Annotated in this window: 18 protein-coding genes; all 18 read right to left on the reverse strand. The window is 45.1% G+C overall.

Going from position 1 to position 18,582, the window contains the following annotated elements; all coding sequences use genetic code 11:
• Positions 1-68: 68 nt before the first annotated feature.
• The 18 genes from ACSQ8O_RS30645 to ACSQ8O_RS30730 all read right to left on the reverse strand — a co-directional run bounded on the left by ACSQ8O_RS30645 (position 69) and on the right by ACSQ8O_RS30730 (position 18,549).
• On the reverse strand, positions 69-2,951 hold the full coding sequence (locus ACSQ8O_RS30645) for an Ig-like domain-containing protein (RefSeq protein WP_436244712.1): 2,883 nt from the start codon (positions 2,949-2,951) through the stop codon (positions 69-71).
• 124 nt (positions 2,952-3,075) lie between these two features.
• Entirely contained in the window at positions 3,076-4,185 is a 1,110-nt protein-coding gene (locus tag ACSQ8O_RS30650; protein ID WP_436244713.1) for a glycoside hydrolase family 172 protein, read from the reverse strand.
• A 195-nt stretch (positions 4,186-4,380) separates the two neighbouring features.
• On the reverse strand, positions 4,381-5,541 hold the full coding sequence (locus ACSQ8O_RS30655; RefSeq protein WP_436244714.1) for a DUF2264 domain-containing protein: 1,161 nt from the start codon (positions 5,539-5,541) through the stop codon (positions 4,381-4,383).
• Complete coding sequence (locus tag ACSQ8O_RS30660) at positions 5,534-6,655, reverse strand: glycoside hydrolase family 88 protein (RefSeq protein ID WP_436244715.1); 1,122 nt, start codon at positions 6,653-6,655, stop codon at positions 5,534-5,536. Before ACSQ8O_RS30660 ends, ACSQ8O_RS30655 begins: the two co-directional genes overlap by 8 nt.
• Before the next feature lie 395 nt (positions 6,656-7,050).
• A complete protein-coding gene (locus ACSQ8O_RS30665; protein ID WP_436244981.1) occupies positions 7,051-7,119 on the reverse strand; it encodes a universal stress protein in 69 nt (22 codons plus the stop codon).
• A gap of 14 nt (positions 7,120-7,133) precedes the next feature.
• A complete protein-coding gene (locus ACSQ8O_RS30670) occupies positions 7,134-7,271 on the reverse strand; it encodes a hypothetical protein (protein ID WP_436244716.1) in 138 nt (45 codons plus the stop codon).
• Positions 7,272-7,377: 106 nt separating this feature from the next.
• Positions 7,378-8,610 (reverse strand): CynX/NimT family MFS transporter, encoded by a 1,233-nt coding sequence (locus ACSQ8O_RS30675; RefSeq protein ID WP_436244717.1) that lies wholly within the window; start codon positions 8,608-8,610, stop codon positions 7,378-7,380.
• A gap of 225 nt (positions 8,611-8,835) precedes the next feature.
• Positions 8,836-9,396: a helix-turn-helix domain-containing protein gene (locus ACSQ8O_RS30680; protein ID WP_436244718.1), complete on the reverse strand. Its 561-nt coding sequence runs from the start codon at positions 9,394-9,396 to the stop codon at positions 8,836-8,838.
• Positions 9,397-9,933: 537 nt separating this feature from the next.
• The gene (locus ACSQ8O_RS30685; protein ID WP_436244719.1) at positions 9,934-10,716 is read right to left on the reverse strand and encodes an SDR family NAD(P)-dependent oxidoreductase; all 783 of its coding nucleotides are present in this window, start codon (positions 10,714-10,716) and stop codon (positions 9,934-9,936) included.
• A gap of 154 nt (positions 10,717-10,870) precedes the next feature.
• Entirely contained in the window at positions 10,871-11,956 is a 1,086-nt protein-coding gene (locus tag ACSQ8O_RS30690; protein WP_056614937.1) for a Gfo/Idh/MocA family protein, read from the reverse strand.
• A 174-nt stretch (positions 11,957-12,130) separates the two neighbouring features.
• Positions 12,131-12,796, reverse strand: coding sequence for a hypothetical protein (locus ACSQ8O_RS30695; RefSeq protein ID WP_436244720.1), 666 nt, complete (start codon positions 12,794-12,796; stop codon positions 12,131-12,133).
• 97 nt (positions 12,797-12,893) lie between these two features.
• Complete coding sequence (gene glpX / locus ACSQ8O_RS30700) at positions 12,894-13,859, reverse strand: class II fructose-bisphosphatase (RefSeq protein WP_436244721.1); 966 nt, start codon at positions 13,857-13,859, stop codon at positions 12,894-12,896.
• Positions 13,860-13,905: 46 nt separating this feature from the next.
• Entirely contained in the window at positions 13,906-14,709 is an 804-nt protein-coding gene (locus ACSQ8O_RS30705) for a pyruvate, water dikinase regulatory protein (RefSeq protein WP_056614944.1), read from the reverse strand.
• A 16-nt stretch (positions 14,710-14,725) separates the two neighbouring features.
• Complete coding sequence (locus tag ACSQ8O_RS30710) at positions 14,726-15,361, reverse strand: helix-turn-helix transcriptional regulator (RefSeq protein ID WP_056614947.1); 636 nt, start codon at positions 15,359-15,361, stop codon at positions 14,726-14,728.
• A 203-nt stretch (positions 15,362-15,564) separates the two neighbouring features.
• Positions 15,565-16,107, reverse strand: coding sequence for a chromate transporter (locus tag ACSQ8O_RS30715; protein WP_436244722.1), 543 nt, complete (start codon positions 16,105-16,107; stop codon positions 15,565-15,567).
• A 19-nt stretch (positions 16,108-16,126) separates the two neighbouring features.
• Complete coding sequence (locus tag ACSQ8O_RS30720) at positions 16,127-16,771, reverse strand: chromate transporter (protein ID WP_436244723.1); 645 nt, start codon at positions 16,769-16,771, stop codon at positions 16,127-16,129.
• Between the two features lie 141 nt (positions 16,772-16,912).
• On the reverse strand, positions 16,913-17,827 hold the full coding sequence (locus tag ACSQ8O_RS30725) for a DMT family transporter (RefSeq protein WP_436244724.1): 915 nt from the start codon (positions 17,825-17,827) through the stop codon (positions 16,913-16,915).
• 218 nt (positions 17,828-18,045) lie between these two features.
• Complete coding sequence (locus tag ACSQ8O_RS30730; RefSeq protein ID WP_436244725.1) at positions 18,046-18,549, reverse strand: hypothetical protein; 504 nt, start codon at positions 18,547-18,549, stop codon at positions 18,046-18,048.
• Positions 18,550-18,582: the final 33 nt, after the last annotated feature.

The raw sequence follows: 18,582 nt of genomic DNA on the forward strand, positions 1-18,582 counted from the left end.
GACTATGTCAAACGATTCGAGTCTGGTTTTCATGCAGGTGATGAGTGAAGACGAATATACGGGACGGTTCAGTTACCTATCGTATTTTGAAGAAACGCCAAATCCGCGAGAATGACGTCTGCGAACGCTGCGTTAATATGTTTGCCTTTTTGCGAGCTTACTGCATTAGTCATGGATTGGATGCTGTTTTCGAATTTCTTGGCATTGCCTTGATCTCGCTGAATATTTTTCACGTGAGACATCAAGCTATTGCGGATACCGTTATTGCTAATCCATTCGTTAGTACTTCCGTATTCCACCAATTCCTCCAAATGATCCGCATCCATTCGAATGACAAGCTCTAATTCCACCACGGTTTGGTTACCAGCCCTATCTAAAGCCGTAACAACGATCGGATACGTGCCGACCCCCAACTCATAAGCGTTTAAAGCGATCGTTGTCCCCACTTGCTGCCCATTGAAAATCACTTTAAGCGAATGTAAGCCACTTCCTCCGTTATCGTTAGCCGTAATGTCTACAGCAACTGATTCGGTTTGCAAGAACGACAGCTGCTCCGATGATTCGATGACTGGCGGTGTGGAATCAAGCGTCTCCGTTCCTCCGTCTAACAGACCTATGCCCTGATAGGGAGATGCTGGGTCGAGTCTAAAGTCTTCCTTCATCGGCGTCAAGAGCCTCCAGGTAGAAGGATTCGTCGTAGGATTTTTGCCCGTGTGGGTTCCCGGCTCAATGCTTTCGTATAATTCACCGGTTGGGAAATAATAAACATAATCGCCATAATTGAAATAGATCGGCTCTTTATACAAATCCGAGTAATCGTCCCATCTCTCCACCTTACTCCAGTCAAAATCGACAGGGAACGTCACATCTCTGAAAAGAATTGGTGCCGCATCAGCTAACGTGCTGTTGTCTGTTGCCGATATGTTGCTTGTAGTCCCGTTATTTCCTCCAATTGCATCAATGAATACTTGCTCGCCGTCAAGGGTATTGTTACGGAAAATCATCGAATTGTGTGTATTGTCTTGAACATAAAGCAGTTTGTTCGCATTTATGTGTTCGCCTGGTAACTCATCGTATTGGTAATTGAATTGCTGAACGATATTGTTCTCAAACCGGAATTTCGACGCGTAGTTGGAAGGCGTATTATGAACATAGGCAAGGATATCTCTTCCATAGGAGAAGTAATTGTTGCGGAACACGACTTCATCTGTCGGATCAAGTAACTCTCCGGGTGCTGCCGATAATCTTAGCGTGAAAAGGTTGCTGGCACCTCCGATAAACACATTGTCAGAGATTTCTGCACTTCCAATGCGTTGACTATACTGGAAAGCCCCGTCCTGCCAGAGCTGGAATGGATCTTTCCAATCCAGAGAGCTCATCACGACTACATTGTTATAAACTTTGATGCCATCCCCCATATTGGATAGCTGAATGCCTTCCGTTCCTGACCGCAGGACCCTGTTGTTATAGATCTCCAGATTGGTAAAAATATGCTGCTTGCTGAGATCGCTGCTGGTATTGCCGATATACATCCCTTCAGACTCCGCATCATGGATGTACATATCATGGATTTTGACAACGTCCATAGTTGCTGTCGGTACACCATCTGTCTTTATTAACAGTCCCGCAAAACCGGCATGAGCAACTTCCATAAACGAAAGCTCGAAGTTTGTAGCACCGTTGCCTACACCAATCCCATTTGACGTATTTCGGCCGACTTCTATACCGTATTTGCCAGCGGAATCGGCATAATTGCCGTCCTTATGTCCCTGATAGTGGACATCTCCGGTTTTTAATTCTTCGTTATATTCCCCAGTCAAAATCCAGTTCGCACCGCCTTCGATGGACAAGGTATAGGCGTGTGTACCGCTAACCGCTACTTTACCGCCATAGTTGGTAATAATCAGAGGATTATCGGCGCTACGTTTGGGGAGGTTGCCCAATTTGATATATTGATAGTCCCCCGAGGGAATGTACAAACGCTCAAGTGTTTGCCAATTCACATTTTTGAAAGAGGCTTGCAAGTCCTTGTAATAGATGTTGGTATTTCCTTGATCAGGCAAGATCAACTGGCTGTACTTGGAAATGACAATCTCTTTATTTCCTGTCACGCCTGACCCATCTAGTGCCGTTGCCTTTACCGTCACCGTACCTTCCGATCCTGCAGTAAGAAGTCCACTCGCATCAATGGTTGCACTTCCGGTTCCATTCTGGACGGACCACACATAGGATTTGTTGGTTGCGGTAAAAGGCTGTACGACAGCCGACATTTGCAGTACAGTGTTCGTCAACATGCTAGTTGCCCCGCCTGTACCCGATACGGTAATTCCGGATACAGCGCGGAACGGCGCCTCCTGAACTCCGTTGCCGTTGGCATCGATCCAACCAATCATTGCGTATTCACTGGCTCTATTGGTCATCGTGGCAGGTCCACGGAGCAGCAAATATCTAGCCTTTGGCGAAACAGGGTTATCGCTGACATCGCTGTCCATGAACCATGGTGTCGTGGACCCCGTTGAAAGACCTTTTGCGCTATTGAAGTTGAGGCGACTTTCCGAGTAAACGCTGTCAATTACCGTGTTAATATCATTATCCCACCAGAGTTCCGCATAGGGGGACTGATCGCCCGAACTGGACGCTCTGTATTTGGTCCATGTCGACGTGATCCTAACCTTGCTCCAATCTGCTCCGAAGTCCAAGTAACCAACTCTGCCTCCGTTATAAGCGGGGGCATCCGCAGTTCCTACGCCCCCAATAGGAACGCCGGAATTCTCATCTAGATCCGGTTGACCGTCAAAGGCTCTATCCAGCGGGAAAAATTGACTTCCTGCTGCAGCACCTGCCGAGACCGGCCGAATAATTTGCAGTCCTTCTGTCCCCGCAAAGCTTTGTAGCGGTTCGCTTTCCATGGCTTGGATACCTGTAGGTACCATCGATAAGCTCAACATCATGCACATCCATATACAGCTAAGTCTCCTCATACTTACCTCCTTATCGTGATACAAGTTATACATAACCGCGTTAGCGTGTCATGCCATACAGAACAGGGAGATTACTAATACGAGTGGGGATAACTCATTCCAGCTCATTCCCCCAAAGCTTGCCCGAACCTTTGGACTTTCTCCATGCATCGCGCCAGCGGTGGACGTCGCTCGCCGTGATTACTGGCATATTTTGACGCAATGATCTCTGCGGAATCGCTGGAAAAGCTTTATGCGGCTCACTTTGGTACCAATAGGCAACACTGGCGATGTCTAATGTCAGCACGTTAGCATGCCCATGCTCAATACTGGAGCGGAGTGACTTGCGGAAATGAATGGAATCCTCTAACAAAAAACGGTAACAATGCGTACGCCCCATAAAACCTAGCTTATCCGGAATTCGGGCGTATCCGAAGTAAGGATGGGCATACAACTCGTTTGGGCACCAAGAGGAATTGAAGAAATCCTCCGTGCCTGTGCCATGCAGTGATCCCGGCCAGGGTTCACCATCTACCATAAACATGTCGTCGCCTTCTCCATACCACATCGGTCCTGGACTATCGACATAGTAATTAACGCCGACAAAATGCCCACGTCCCTCAATTTCTGCAAACAAATAATTGCCTTCATCCGTTTGATTTTTCGGTGGTTCACCCATAAGTCCCCACTCGTTCTCTTGCTCACCTGACGGTTCGGTTATTTCCCGGTTCCACCAGGCGTGAAACCGTCCTGCATCGTCCGGTATAGAAGCATGCTCCTCATAATCAATGTAATAATAAAAAGAGGGGACCTCGGACTCCGAGTCGTTCTCGAGTGTGATTTTCGCACCATGGGAGAACGGCATCGGGAAGTAACAATTCAGTCCTCTTCCTCCTGCTGGAGCCGCAGCCATCGGAAGGGAGGCAAATAAATAATGCTCGCCCCAGCCCTGTCCGAAGAAATCGCCGATTGGACTTTGTACGCTTGGCTCCGATTCGCCGTCCCAGTACATGCGCAAAATTAGGTTGCGATTGTACATGGGATCCTTCGCATTGATCGTTATCCAAATATGTTTGATAATCCCCGCATTGTGCAGCTCAGCAAGTACTGCCGTCTCTCCAGGCTTAATTTTAATATAATCGTCATTTCCTCCCGATCGGTCGTAGCTCGAAACCCGAAGTGTTTTGCAATCCTGAAATCGATACAATCCATCCAATAAGCCCATTAAGATCTCTCCTCGGTTTAGTGGTCGTAGGGAAGTTGACCTTCGCTTCATAATTCTTATTGTATGGTTCGCCTATACATCAAACAATGAGGCAATCCCCCGATTTGCATAGACATCGAACGGTACTTACTCATTCAATGAGAAAAAGCACGTACCCATCCCATCGGGACGTGTACGTGCTTCGAAATGTCTAATCTACTCATATAACGCTTTATCTATTGCAACCGTCTGACCCGACCAAACTTGTTGTGAGGTCCACGGTACATCCGCTCCTTGCCAGAACACATCATTCGCTGCCAAGCCAAGCGGTAGAAAGACCGCAGAGCATAAGTATAAGCTTCCTGTTGAGATATATGGCTCGCCAAGTTCTGGCTGATGTCCGCAAAGTCCAATCCGCAACCAACCGCCTTCATCGAAGGTGCCAGGTGCTTCAATCAATCTGCGAATGACAGCTGTCAAAGCTCCGCGTACTTGAGCCGGTTGAACGCCAACAGGCAACTCGCGCCGCAGTGCTGTCTGCGCCAACGCTTGGAAAGCTCCGAAGCGGTAAGCTAACGAACGCCCAATCGCTGGGAAAGTGCCTTCAGGAGAAATCATGCGCTCCTGAACGGCCGCATATCGCTGTGCGCGCTTCAGGACATTCTCACGCATTTTGCCCCAATCGCCATAATAAGTATGCACATGCTCAATGATATCCACCATCATCGGCTGAATAACGAAGCTGTTGTAGTAATCCGCATGATAGTCTACGCCATCACCATACATGCCATCGCCTAGATACCACTGTTCATGTTGTTTTAACGCAAAATCAACACGCATATGATCCCAGTCTTCACCCATAACACCAAGCGCGGTTTCCGTCATCGCTGCGAAAAGCAGCCAGTTATTGAAGCCTGGCTTGCGAGTGCGCGAGGTTTTCATCGCGGCAGCGAGATTCTTTTGAACGCGAGGGTCCAAGCTATGCCATAGGGTATTCGGTGCCCGTAATATGGCATGCGCTAAGAATGCGGTATCTACAATTGGCTGCATCCCCTGTGCGAAGTTCAAGAAATCCGGTGATTCCGGATCCGTTGCCGCATCCATCGCTTCTCGTACGAGATTACCATACGCCTGACGAAGCTGTTCCTCCTCGGCATCTAACGCTGGTGTCTCTAACCAAGGTGCCATCCCGACGAGCGTACGACCGAACGCTTCGAGATGCGTGAACGCGCGTTGCTCTTCTTTTTTACATTCAACTGGCATTGTGGCTCGAAGTTGTCTACTTGCTAGCGCCCGAAGGACAGGCTCAGCAATGCGAAGCATCGTCTGAACCCAATAAGCGCGATCTGTTGCCACCGCCGATTGTGAATTACTCATACCAATACCCCTTGAATCCTTTTTCTAGACGAAGCAAAGCCTCTAAATAATAGTAGTCTCCCCAAATGACATAATCGTCCGGTGCAGCTCCGCCGCGAACACTATAGGAACCGCGCTCAAGGAATCCTTGCGCATCTGGCTTGCCAATCGTAGCGTATGATTTCACTAGTCCAGCCATCGAACGTTGCACGCCATTTTCCAAATACGCACGATCCGGATCATCTGGTGCCAAATGCTCAAGAATCTCTAGCGCCCCTGCAGAAGCAATCGCAGAAGCAGAACTATCCCGCTTCGTTTCGGCATTTACTGGTGCATTGAAATCCCAATATACAACGTCATCTTCTGGCAACCGCTCGAAGAAATAACGCGCTAAGCGTTTGGCTGTCTCTAAATAGAGCGGATTTTTCGTGTAGTGGTACGAAAGCGCAAACCCGTAAATCCCCCACGCTTGACCTCTTGTCCATGTCGATCCATCTTGATAACCTTGATGCGTTCCACCACGCAGAGGTTCGCCTGTTTCTTGATCGAAGTAGAAAGTGTGGTAGGAGGAATCATCACCGCGTACCAAGTAGCGGCGTGATAAATCCGCATGGATGATCGCTACTTCTTTATATTTCGTATCTCCTGTCTGTTCATATGCCCAGTAAAGCAACGGCAGGTTTAACAGGCAATCGATAATAATCCGTCCGCCATTATGCGCGTCACCCTCAGGACCCCAAGCTTGAATGTACTGACCTTTCGGTCTCCAACGCTTCATCAAAACATCTGCAGCTTGCAAGGTAAGTTGCTTCGCATTCTCATCTTTCTCAAGAATCCACTGCGCCTTCGAGGAAAGGGAATATAGGAAGCCAATATCATGATGATCCAATCCAACATGATTCTCAAGTCTTTGTTTAAAGCTCGCTACCGTTTTCTGTGCAGCCTCTTGGAATACTTTGTCACCGCTATACTGGTAGCTCAGCCACAATATCCCTGACCAGAAGCCATCCGTCCAATCGGTATTCGGATTCAAATGATAAATATCGTTCTCACTGACATGAGGGAACTGATCCCCGAAACGCTCAATATTCACTTTCGTCTTCTGCAAAGCATCCTCAATAGCTTGTTTCCACATGATAGAATCACTCCGTATCCCTTGTTATAGGTTGCTCAGTACCTGCTTCAACTTCACGAGCGTGTTAAACGTTTAACACTCATATTTAGATTAAATTGAAACGTTTAACCTGTCAAGTAAAATTACGGCTTGACGTCCTTTTTGGACAAGAAAGTTGATCCAAACATAGTGCTGTTGTTCGGTGAAAATAAAGTTTTAGACTGGAGTCGTTGATTTAACGCGGTTTTTGAATTGATGAATCGTCAGCTTTTAATAAATAAGTTTTAGACTGATCCCTTAAAAGAAGCAACGGCGGACCAAGACTTGAAAAATAAAGTCTTAGACTGCCGTTGTAGTCATTCAAATAACGTACCCTTTAGTATAACAATGCATCATCTCTGCAGTCCCCGAAAGAGTTAATGCACAATGAGGACTGGGCAACTTGATAGCTGTGAAACCTTGTGGCTGACACTTCCAAACATCATTTCTTTTATGCCACTTAGCCCACGGCTTCCAATAATAATGAGTTGCTGCTCGGTATCCCCGCTTTCTCCATTTCGTTCAATATTTCTTCCAAGAATTTCTCTGGTACATATGTCATGCCATTCGACACATATTCTTGGCTGACATTAACCAAGGTAACTTGAGTTTGTTGTTTCGGGCTATCTCAATGGTTGCATCGAGTAGTTTGTTCGTTATTTTAGCTTTATCAATAGTCACCATAATTTTGTCAAACATATTTATCATCCTTTCCGTGGCAGCTCGTAACTATTTCGGCTACCTACAAAACGGTTTCTTGCTGCTCCTATACCGACTAAAAAGAGCAAGACAGCAGCGCCAAGCAGAATGAAAAGTGGCAGATTCCAACTATTTGTCGCATCATGCAGATATCCTATAAGAGCAGGACCGACTGCGGCAAAAAGATATCCGATCGATTGCGCCATGCCAGACAGTTTCGCTGCTTGATGCGCATTTTCAGTACGTAACCCGAAAAACATCATGGACAAACTAAAGGCGAAGCCTCCACCAATTCCGAGCATGATGATCCACAACAGAATCATATTGGAGCTTCCGTAAAGAAGTCCAATCGTTCCCGTCAAAAGCAAAATGGTTGTAATGACCACTAACAACCGTTGGCTAGACATGCGCCCAGCAATAACGGGGACAATAAAGGCAAATGGAAGCATAGCTAACTGCATGATCGAGAGGTACCATCCTGATTGGTTTGGATCAATTCCTTGCTGCTTTAAAATTTCAGGCAACCATGCGATCAAAACATAGAAAACCATGGACTGTATACCCATAAACAAGGTTACTTCCCAGGCAATGAGGGATTGCCATACATTCACTTCGTTGCTGGCCATTTGTTGACTCGTCGTGGTTGTTTGCTTCGTTTGATTTCTTAATTGGGGTAACCAACAGAGGATTGATACAAAGCTTAGAATCCCCCATATTCCCAATGCTCCCTGCCATTTTAGACCTGCGTTTACGGCTAGAGGCACACTGATTCCCGATGCGATTGCTCCACATAAACTCATTGAGATGGAGTAAACACCTGTCATGGAGCCAATTTTATTTGGGAAATCCCTTTTGATTATACTTGGCAATAATACATTACATACGGCAATTGCGAATCCAAGAATTGCTGTCCCAATAAACAGATTAGCTGCGCCAGATAAAGAACGTATTACAATACCTACAGTCAGAAAGAGTAAGGCGATCATTATGATACGTTCAACCCCATACCTTTGTCCTAATTTTGGTACTAGAGGCGATAATAAAGCAAATGCAAGCAAGGGTACAGTTGTGATCAGGCCTGCTAATGTATTTGAAATATGAACGTCATCCCTTATCAGACTCACTAAAGGACTAACTGATGTTAAGGGAGTACGTAAATTAGCTGCAATAACAATAATGCCGAGAATGATCAGCCCTATTGAGGATGGTACGGCTTTATTATTTTGTTTGTTCGGCATTCTTAATTTCTCCTTCCTGAATTCTTACGTATTATTTACTTCCTTCTGATTAAAAAAAAAAAAAAAAAAGATACATCCGCGCGAATAAATAAAGTATATTATAATATATTTTATTTATCAATAAGTAATTTGTAATATACTTTCATACATCTAAATACAAAAATACAACTCTGAAATTCCCGTCATGGAATTCAGAGTTGTATTTAATAAGTGGAGTTTTCGACTTTAGAAATCATACTTTAAGGATATATGGAGCACTGTTTCGCTATCCGTATGATTGGAATAAGAATGAGGACAATCTGCACGAAAACTGATAGTATCATATTGATTCAATGTGTAAATCTCTCCATTGACTTGAATTTCAATGGAACCAGTCATGACTGTCGCAATTTCAGTTGTATTGACATGATGACCTTCAGGCTGATACGAGCTATTTGGCTGTAAGTAAGCCCGACACATTTCAATATCGTTACTTTTAAAAATTGGTTCAATGATCCAATTTTTTTGATCATTAGAAAACCGCAGTCCTTCACCTGCTCGATACAAACTAGCAGAGTCTTCTGATTTGAATAAAGCCAATAGCGGTAAAGATATACCTTTTGAAATTTTCCATATAATCGCCAAAGTTGGATTTGTCTCGCCACGTTCGATATTCCCCAGAGTAAGTTTGCTTACGCCCGTTAGTTCCGATAAGTCGTCTAAGCTCATGCTTTTTTCTTTTCTGTACTTTTTCAAGGCAACACCGATTTGTAATACAATTTCTTTTGATTCATTGATTTCATCCATTAGATTCACCTCAACAAAAAAACAGTTATAGCTAGTATATTATTTATTTAAATTCTTTTCCATACGAGTAGTATTTGATGGTGGACTACACTTCTATGAAAAAATAATCTACCCGTTTAGTTTAATGAAACTTCGTCAGTCTAATACTTTATTTTCTCAGTCTAACACTATATTTTCAGTCTAGAACTTTATTTTCTTCTGATAGCTGTTGGATGAAGTGAATCAGTGAGATGCCTTATTTTAAAAAATAGGCTTAGCCCACTAAAAAAAATAGAACCAACGTCGATTTTCTTACGTAATACTATTCATGCATGACATTCTTTCAGGGTTAGGGAGGTTTCTTGCTTATGACAATGACATTAGCTTTTCATCAAAACACTTCAATACGGGACGCTATCTCTGAGATCATCTGGTATCTAAGAAAGAAACGTAGAATTTAATCCTAGCACCATGCCCTAAAAAACATAGAAGAAGAACAAAGCCTATGGCTTTCCGTTAACGGAGAGACATAGGCTTTGTTCTATTTGAACTGAACTTCTATAAGGCTGCGCCTTTTCCACCATCAATATTCACAGAGGTCCCCGTTACGTAGGAAGCTGCATCCGATGCTAAAAAGGTTATCACATTCGCCGCTTCCTCCGCATTACCAATACGGCCTAATGGTATATCATGCCGCGGGTCACTTGCGAATTCCTCCCAAGTAAGCTCTGGAGCACGCTTTTTCCAAACCTTCTCGATTTGGTCACTGCGGATGGTTCCAATACACACGGTATTGACTCGAATCTGTGCCGATCCCAAATCTTTGCTCATCGCATTCGTTAAAGCCAATCCAGCCGCTCTGCTAACCGATGTCGGAAGCGATGAGGCAGGAGGCGTCTTAGCCGCGGATGTCGTAATATTCACAATCGAGCCACCGCCTGCTTCTCGCATATGTGGAATCGCAAATTGCGAGCAATGAATGGCCCCGAATAATTTCAATTCCAAGTCTTGGCGCCATACAGCTGAACCTACTTGTTCAAATGGCGCCGCAGCGGAAGTCCCCGCATTATTCACAAGAATATGTAAACCACCGAAACGTTGAACCGTTTCTTCGATTGCTCTCTGACAATCAGCTTCCGACGTCACATCCGCTTGAATCGTGAAAACCTCACCTTCGGTTAGATTAGCAATTTGGACCGCAGCTTCTTGAAGCTGCTCTACATTACGTGCAAGAATAGCCACCTTCGCCCCTTCGCGGGATAACGAAATGGCGGTAGCAAGTCCGATCCCTTTACTTCCTCCCGTGATTAAGGCCACCTTATTTTGCAAGCCTAATTGCATATGGTTCGCTTCCTTTCCCTCAATAACAGAATAATAGCAATCTATAGATAAGCATACGCCATTACAGCGTCATTTTTCAAATCTCATCTGAAATAACAGCAAAGAAAAAACCATCAGGACTTATCATCCTCATGGTTTTCCATTATTTCCATTTCTATTGGTTTAAATAAACAGCTTTGCCCGTACGAGCGGACTCATAAATGGCTTCAAGAATTTGCGATACTACGAAAGCTTGCTCAGGCGTAACAACCGGATCAATATCTTGATCAATCGCATTGATCCAAGTACGCATTTCTACATCAGCAGCGCTTTCGCTTTTACCATCGTAGAAAGCAACTCCGCCTGCTTTCAAATCAACCTCGGTTGTGTAAAGACGACTGTGCTTCTCACCATTGATACGAAGGCCGCCTTTCATATCCGCTCCACCTTCAGTACCGCTTAACGAACACTTCGCTTCGTCTACTTCAAGTGTGTTTAACGCCCAGCTGGATTCAAGAATAATGGTTGCACCATTCTCCATTACGATCATCCCGAAAGCGGAATCCTCAACGGTAAACTTACTTGGATCCCACGGCCCCCAAGCGTTAGCTGCGTTTTCTTTATGGGACAATTCATGGTAGGACGTACCTAATACAACCTTCGGCTTATAGTTGTCCATCATCCAAAGAGTAAGATCAAGGGCATGCGTACCGATATCGATTAACGGACCGCCACCTTGCTTCTCTTCATCAAGGAATACACCCCATGTCGGTACAGCACGACGACGAATCGCATGTGCTTTAGCAAAATAAATGTGACCAAGCTCACCATCAGCACATACATTTTTCAAATGCTGACTATCCGGACGGAAACGGTTGTTATAACCAATGGTCAGCTTTTTGCCAGTGCGTTTCGCTGTTTCAACCATGCGTTTCGCATCTTCTGCTGTTTTCGCCATCGGCTTCTCACACATAACATGCTTGCCAGCTTCAAGAGCAGCAATTGAAATTTCCGCATGTGAAATATTCGGTGTTAATACATGCACGATATCGATCGTGGCATCTTGCAATACTTCTCTATAATCTTCGCAAACGAGCGCGCCTTCAATCCCATATTTCGCTGCAGCTGTTGCTGCACTCTCTTGGACAATGTCACAAAATGCGACTAATTCAACATTAGATAGCTTGCTCAAACTAGGCAAATGCTTGCCATTTGCAATTCCACCGCAACCAATAATACCAATACGATACTTACGTGACATGTGAAGACCTCCAGTAGGTTTTTTCCTTGCATACAAATATATGATATCTAGACAACTCTCTTAAATGTAGCACATGAAAACGCTTATTTTTAGTCTAACATTCGGACAAATCTAACTCAGAAATTACGACACAAAAATAGCCAGGAGAATAGTTCCCCTGACTTTTAAGACTACCTAACTACCACCTGCCCGCTTCTGAGCTTCCTCCAAATAACTTCGATAAAGCCCCTCATTCGGTTGTTCCTGTGTTAAATTCTCGTAGTAGCGTGCAACTTTTTGGAAATAGTAGCCATGCACATCACTTGTCGGCACAAGCCGGTAGGGATCCCAGCGATACGTTTCTACCTGGTACGCTTGACCTTGCTCCTGCGTCCACAAGGCAATTTCACACAGGCCATCTGGACCATTCCGCGTTGGCATATCTTCGATTTCCAGATGTGAATAGGTCGTACCAGGTGGAATTACGCGCTGAAAACCTGTTTGCGTCCATTGAATAATATCCAGTTCTGCTATGGGTTCATCCGCCCGCTCCCAACCAATAAGGACATCCCAGCCTTCTTTGCGTGAAACAGGTGCTGCAGCAAAGTCTTTCACAGCAAGATCTCTTCCTGTTGATGCAGACCCGATCGGAAACCAATTGCCAGAGTACTCTTTCAAGGAGAACAAATATTGATGGTCTAAATATCTATATAGGGCTGTGATTTCTGGAAACCCATCACCATCCACATCGGCGTATAGAATCGCCGCGGGATCTCCCTCCTGCTTCAGCACGACAATTTCGGCCTCCTCAGGTATACAACTGCGGACGACGGAAAGAAAATCAATTGAAGACAAGCTCATGTTATCCCTCTTTTCGCATCTTCTCAACACAAGTATATGCAGAGAGGAACTTGGCACATGTCTAGCTTGTTGTTCCTAGTTTTGTTGTTCTTGCGAATTAGGCGCTCCCTCGCTGCTCCTCATGTAACTGGTGAACGCATTGGATAAAACGCACAGTCTGTGTCTCTGCTCTCATCACTACCGAGTGGGTTTGCGCACGACCGCCCCAGCCATATTTGACACCATGTAAGAAATCGCCTGATGTGACCCCTGTTGCCGCGAAAATAATATCGGAATCACCCACAAGGTCCCTCATGCTTAACACCTTCGATGGATCCGAAATCCCCATGGCTAGACAACGCTGGTGTTCTTCTTCATTCTCAGGCAGCAAACGCCCTTGCAGCTCGCCCCCCATACAGCGCAAAGCAGCTGCTGCAAGGACTCCTTCGGGTGCTCCCCCTGAACCTACATGCAGGTCAATCCCCGTTTCCGGGAATGCCACTGCCATCGCACCTGCTACATCACCGTCACTGAGCAAATATATTTTGACTCCGAGTTTACGCAAGATCATAATGTGTTCGGCATGTCGATTGCGATCCAGGATAGAGACCGTCAGCTCTGAAATTTCCTTATGCAGAATGCTTGCCGCTTTCTGAATGGTCACCTCAAGCGGATCTTCGAGACTCAGCTTGCCAGCCAATCGCGGACCAACCGCCAGCTTCGCCATATACATATCAGGGGCATGGAGGAGATTGCCTTTTTCTGCGATAGCCACAACAGATAGGGCATTATTCCGACCGCTTGCCACAATATCTGTTCCCTCTAATGGATCAACAGCCACATCAAATTCAGGTCCTACGCCACTGCCTACCTTTTCCCCAATGTAAAGCATTGGCGCTTCATCCATTTCCCCTTCACCAATAACAACCGTCCCCCGAAAAGGAACTGCACTAAAATATTCCCGCATCGCGGAAGTTGCGGCTCCATCCGCATCATGCTTATTCCCTTTCCCTGTCCAGCTAGATGATGCAATGGCTGCTGCCTCTGTTACCCGCACGATTTCCAATGATAAGTCTCTGTGCATAAGCGATCCACCCTCTCGAAATTGGTTTGATTCGTTGTCTGATGCGTTATGATCTTTCCGCCAAAATTAAGCCCGCTGTTTCCTCAATTGCTTTCTCGCTCACATCAATAATCGAACAACCCAATTCACTATAAAGTTTCATGGCAAAAGCCAATTCTTCCTCTATGCGCTCTTTCGTCGCATATTTAGCACCGAAAGGGAGACCAACGGCTTTCAGTCGTTCTGTACGAATACCAATCAGCTTATCCACACTCATCGTGAGTCCGACTAGCTTCTTCGGGTCTAGCTCAAATAATAGACTAGGCGGTTTAACCTCTGGAACTAAAGGATAATTCGACACCTTAAATCCTTTGTGCGCCAAATATATGCTAAGCGGTGTCTTGGATGTTCGCGATGGTCCCAGCAGGACGATATGGGCTTGTTTCATTGTGCTAGGATCTTTGCCATCATCACTATTGACTGTAAATTCTACCGCTTCCACACGCTGATAATACTGTTCATCCAACTGGTAGAGCAGCCCAACCTTACGCTTAGGCGAATCCTTAAACGTGTCAATAAAGGCTTGCATCATAGGGCCCATAATATCGATGGCATTCACGCTCAATCGGATAGCTTCTTGCCGCATCATTTCTCTTAGTTCAGGCAATACAAGCGTGTAGGCGATAAATCCTTTTAGTCGTGAGGCTTCCTCTACGATCGTTCGTACTTCATCTTCCGTTCGAATGGAACCATGTCGCTTAACGACAACCTGACTTGCATTAAACTGCCGAATCGTTGCTTGAACAACCGTATTTGCTGTTTCTCCTACCGAATCCGAACATACGAAAATGGTATGCAGCTTCTCTCCCATGTAAATTCCCCCTGATTTACTTACCTAGCGCTACATCCAGCAGCAATTTGGTCATTGTTGTTTTCGTAATTCGGCCTACAACTTCCAGTCCTTCCCGGCCCTCAATTGCCTTAACGACGGGTAAGCTGTCCACTTCATGATGAATCATCTTCCGAGCTGCTTCCAGAACGCTATCTTCAGGGTTCACCGTAATAATGTTCGGTTGTCTGGTCATCACCAACGAAACTGGCATTGCTGTTGCCGTTGCATGTCCTAATGTAACCTTGAGTAAATCCTTTCGTGAAACCACGCCTGCTAGTACACCCTCCTGATTAACAATCATCAAACTCCCCACATTCTCGAGAAAAAGGGCAACAACTGCATCACTAACGGTTACTGTTTCCCGAAGCAAAAAGGGGATGCCCATTACGTCCTTCACCTTCATGGACTCAATCAACTTGCTCGGTGCATGGACGTCGTGTGCTGCTGTTCCTAGAAAATAGCCCACCTTTGGTTTGGCATCGATATGACTTAACATGACTAAGACCGCTAAATCCGAGCGAATGGTCGGTCGACTAACCCCCAGCAGCTCAGCGATACGTTCTCCAGTAATTGGCGCATATTTGCCGACGAGATCAATTATTTCTAACTGGCGAGCCGTAAGTTCGATGATGTTTCCCTCCTAAAGCAATGAAATATCGTTATATAGTATGTTCTATTTGTTATATATTGTACATTATATAACAATTCTCTGAAATATAAAGATGTTTATTGCCTATAAAAGAATTTTTTATCACCTATTTCCTCTTAGAGACAAAAAAGAGAGTTCCCCAAAAGCCATATGTATGGCCGAGACACTCCCTCAAAGTCTATATTTTATAAGAAAAAAGCGATTCCCAGGACACCTGCCCCAACAATAACAACAAATGGATGCACCTTATATTTAACAATTGCCATGAAAGCGCCGCCTGCAATGAGAAGCGTTGCTACATGCTTCCACGAAACACCTGTCTCTACCGTTCCGAAAGATGATTGCCCAAAATGCAGCGCAGCATAGACGATAAAACCTGTCACAACAGGCTTGAGACCGTAAAAGGATGATTTGAACCACGGATGCGAGTGCCAACGAAACAAAAAGGCCGCTGCGAGGATGATGACCACCAGAGACGGCAGTACCATGCCTAACGTCGCAAGAATGGCCCCAGGGATCCCCGCTGTCTCATAGCCAATTAACGTGGCGCTATTCGTTGCAATGGGACCAGGGCTGGTGCCAGACAAGGCAATAACATGATGAAATTCATCCATTGTCAGCCATTGATGCCGTTCAACCTCAAGCTGGATGACAGGAATCATGGCATAGCCGCCGCCAAAGGATACGAGACCAATTTTGAGAAATGCGAGAAATAATTGGAGTAGCATCTACGAATCACCTCATCCTCTAGATCCCATCCGCCATAAACCATTCAGCGGACTTGTTGTCAACGTTCTTAGATGTTGTTGTATCTGTATGAGATGGAGGATTTGTCATGCCCCATTTGTTCTTAAGATACGTTGTGACGAGACCGACCAGTACGCCGAGTGTGATCAACACGAGAGGCGATACCTGAACGACGAGCATGACAATCACAGTTCCTACTGCTATAAGGAAGGTAAGCCGATCGAAGATCGATGATTTTGCCATTTTGTACGCTGCAGCCGCAATAAGACCTATAATCGCAGCATGGATCCCCTCCATGATTGCTTGCATTTTGGGGTAATGCTCAAGCCAAGTATAAATCACACTTAGCAAGAGAACGATCAGAAAGGTCGGTAGCGTAATTCCTACGACGGCCGCGATAGCTCCAGCAATTCCTGCGAGACGATAACCGACCAACGCAGACACATTGACACCAACTCCACCAGGGGCTGCACCGGAGATGGCCAGAAGCTCTGACATTTCCTCGTCTGACATCCAATTCTTCATGATGACGACCTCTCGTTGAATGGCAGGAAGCATGGCATAGCCACCACCAAATGTAAGCGGGCTAATTCGAAGAAATGTCCAAAATAGGCGAATCAACTTGCTGAGTATGTTCCCTGTCATTTTGATCTCCACCTCCACTTAATTCTATTTTGAATTAAAGTGAAGAAGAAATCCAATCAATAATCGTAATCTCATGACAAGTTTTTGCTTATAATGTGGGACACTCACCCAATCAGCCGCTATTCTTTCAATGAGTTTGATTCATTTTGATAAAAAGGGGCGAGTTTGCTTCTTCATAGCCCTATTCGTCAAATACACACCTAACACGATGGAGGAGGCTCCCAACAGATGATATAGCTGCAAGGATTCCCCCGTAAAGGTGGTTGCAAAGATCGCGCTAAACAAGGGTATGAAGTTGAGAAATCCTGCGCAACGCTGGGGACCGGCTAGCTCTATAGCTTTATTCCAGCTCAAGAAAGCTACAATGGATGCGAAGATTCCCACATATAGTAATCCGCTAACCAAGCCAGGACTCCACGACACATCAGGTGATTGGAGGATCCACTCTATGGACGAACTTGGAATCAATACCACAAGCGCAACGAATACTTGCACCAGTAAAAATGGGCTTGCCGGAAAGCGGCCAGCCATTTTTTTCATACCTACGGAATATAAAGCCCAGCATAAGACGGCGATTAACATGTACATATCACCTTGATTGACGGACAAACGGAGCAGCGCAGACAAATCCCCTTGACTAATAATCCAACACACACCTAGTATGGATACGCCAATTCCAGGTAATGCCCACCAGGCAAGTCTTTCCTTCATAACAGCCCAAGTGATGAGAACAACGAATATAGGTGTCGCCGAATTCATTAATGAGGCATTAATTGAGCCCGTGTATTGGACAGCGACATACGTGAGTGAGTTAAATCCCGCTACTCCTGTTAGGGAGAGGAATACGACCATTTTCCAATTCGCTAGAAATTCATGTTTGAGTCGCCAGGCTGCTTTGCCAAAAAAGGGCAGTAAACACAAGAACGCAATACTCCATCGAACCATTGCTAATGTGATGGGAGGAATATGTACTACGAGTGACTTACCCGCCACAAAGTTACCTCCCCAAATGCAGGTTGCCAGTATTAATAAAAGGTACGGGGATCGTTTCAACATGGCCTATGTATCTCCTTTAAGTTGACTTTATGTATTTCTAAAAGAGGACTGCATCTACAAACTTGAAATGCCTCTTGGAAAAAGATACATACTAAAGCATAGCGTTGGCAAGCATTAATATTTAAAAGCAAACAAAAGTCTCCGTTTTTCTCGGAGACTTCAAGTGAAATCAAGTGAAATTGTGTGACTACAGTATGAATAGTATGAATCAACTGATGTTACATCTCATCCTCCAAGAATTGAACCTCACAGAAGCACCCAAGTGGGATCATTTCGTGCAAGCAGCACAGCATGTGTTCCTTCTCTTTCTCCTCCATTCGCCTAAGCGTATCGAAGTCAAAATGAATGATGCTGTTAATGACGTCATAATGCTTAAATCGCAACCGCCCATAAGGAAATTGCCGATTGATCGCAGCTAGAATCCCATACTGATTTAAATTCAAGCGCAGCGCCGTTTGCGTAATATCCGCAGGTACTTCTTGCAACAGCGGCACTTTATCTGCACGGACTGCACAATAGGCTTTTACTTGAAAAACGACATACGGGTACAAGTAAGCGTTTGCATATTTTTCCACATAAAGTGCATCTTGCTTAGAAAGCTGCAAATCTTCCGTCCATGCATAAATAGTCGCCTTGTATTTATCTGAAGTGTGAATTCGGATGTACCTTAAATGGGGAAAGCGAGTTTTCACTAACTTTTCCGATAAAAGCCGTGTTCCCACCAAGATCACCTCTTTCAATCCTGTCATTGTGTT

It is taken from the genome of Paenibacillus sp. LjRoot56, from assembly GCF_964253335.1.
In the GTDB taxonomy this organism is placed as follows: Bacteria; Bacillota; Bacilli; order Paenibacillales; family NBRC-103111; genus Paenibacillus_E; species Paenibacillus_E allorhizoplanae.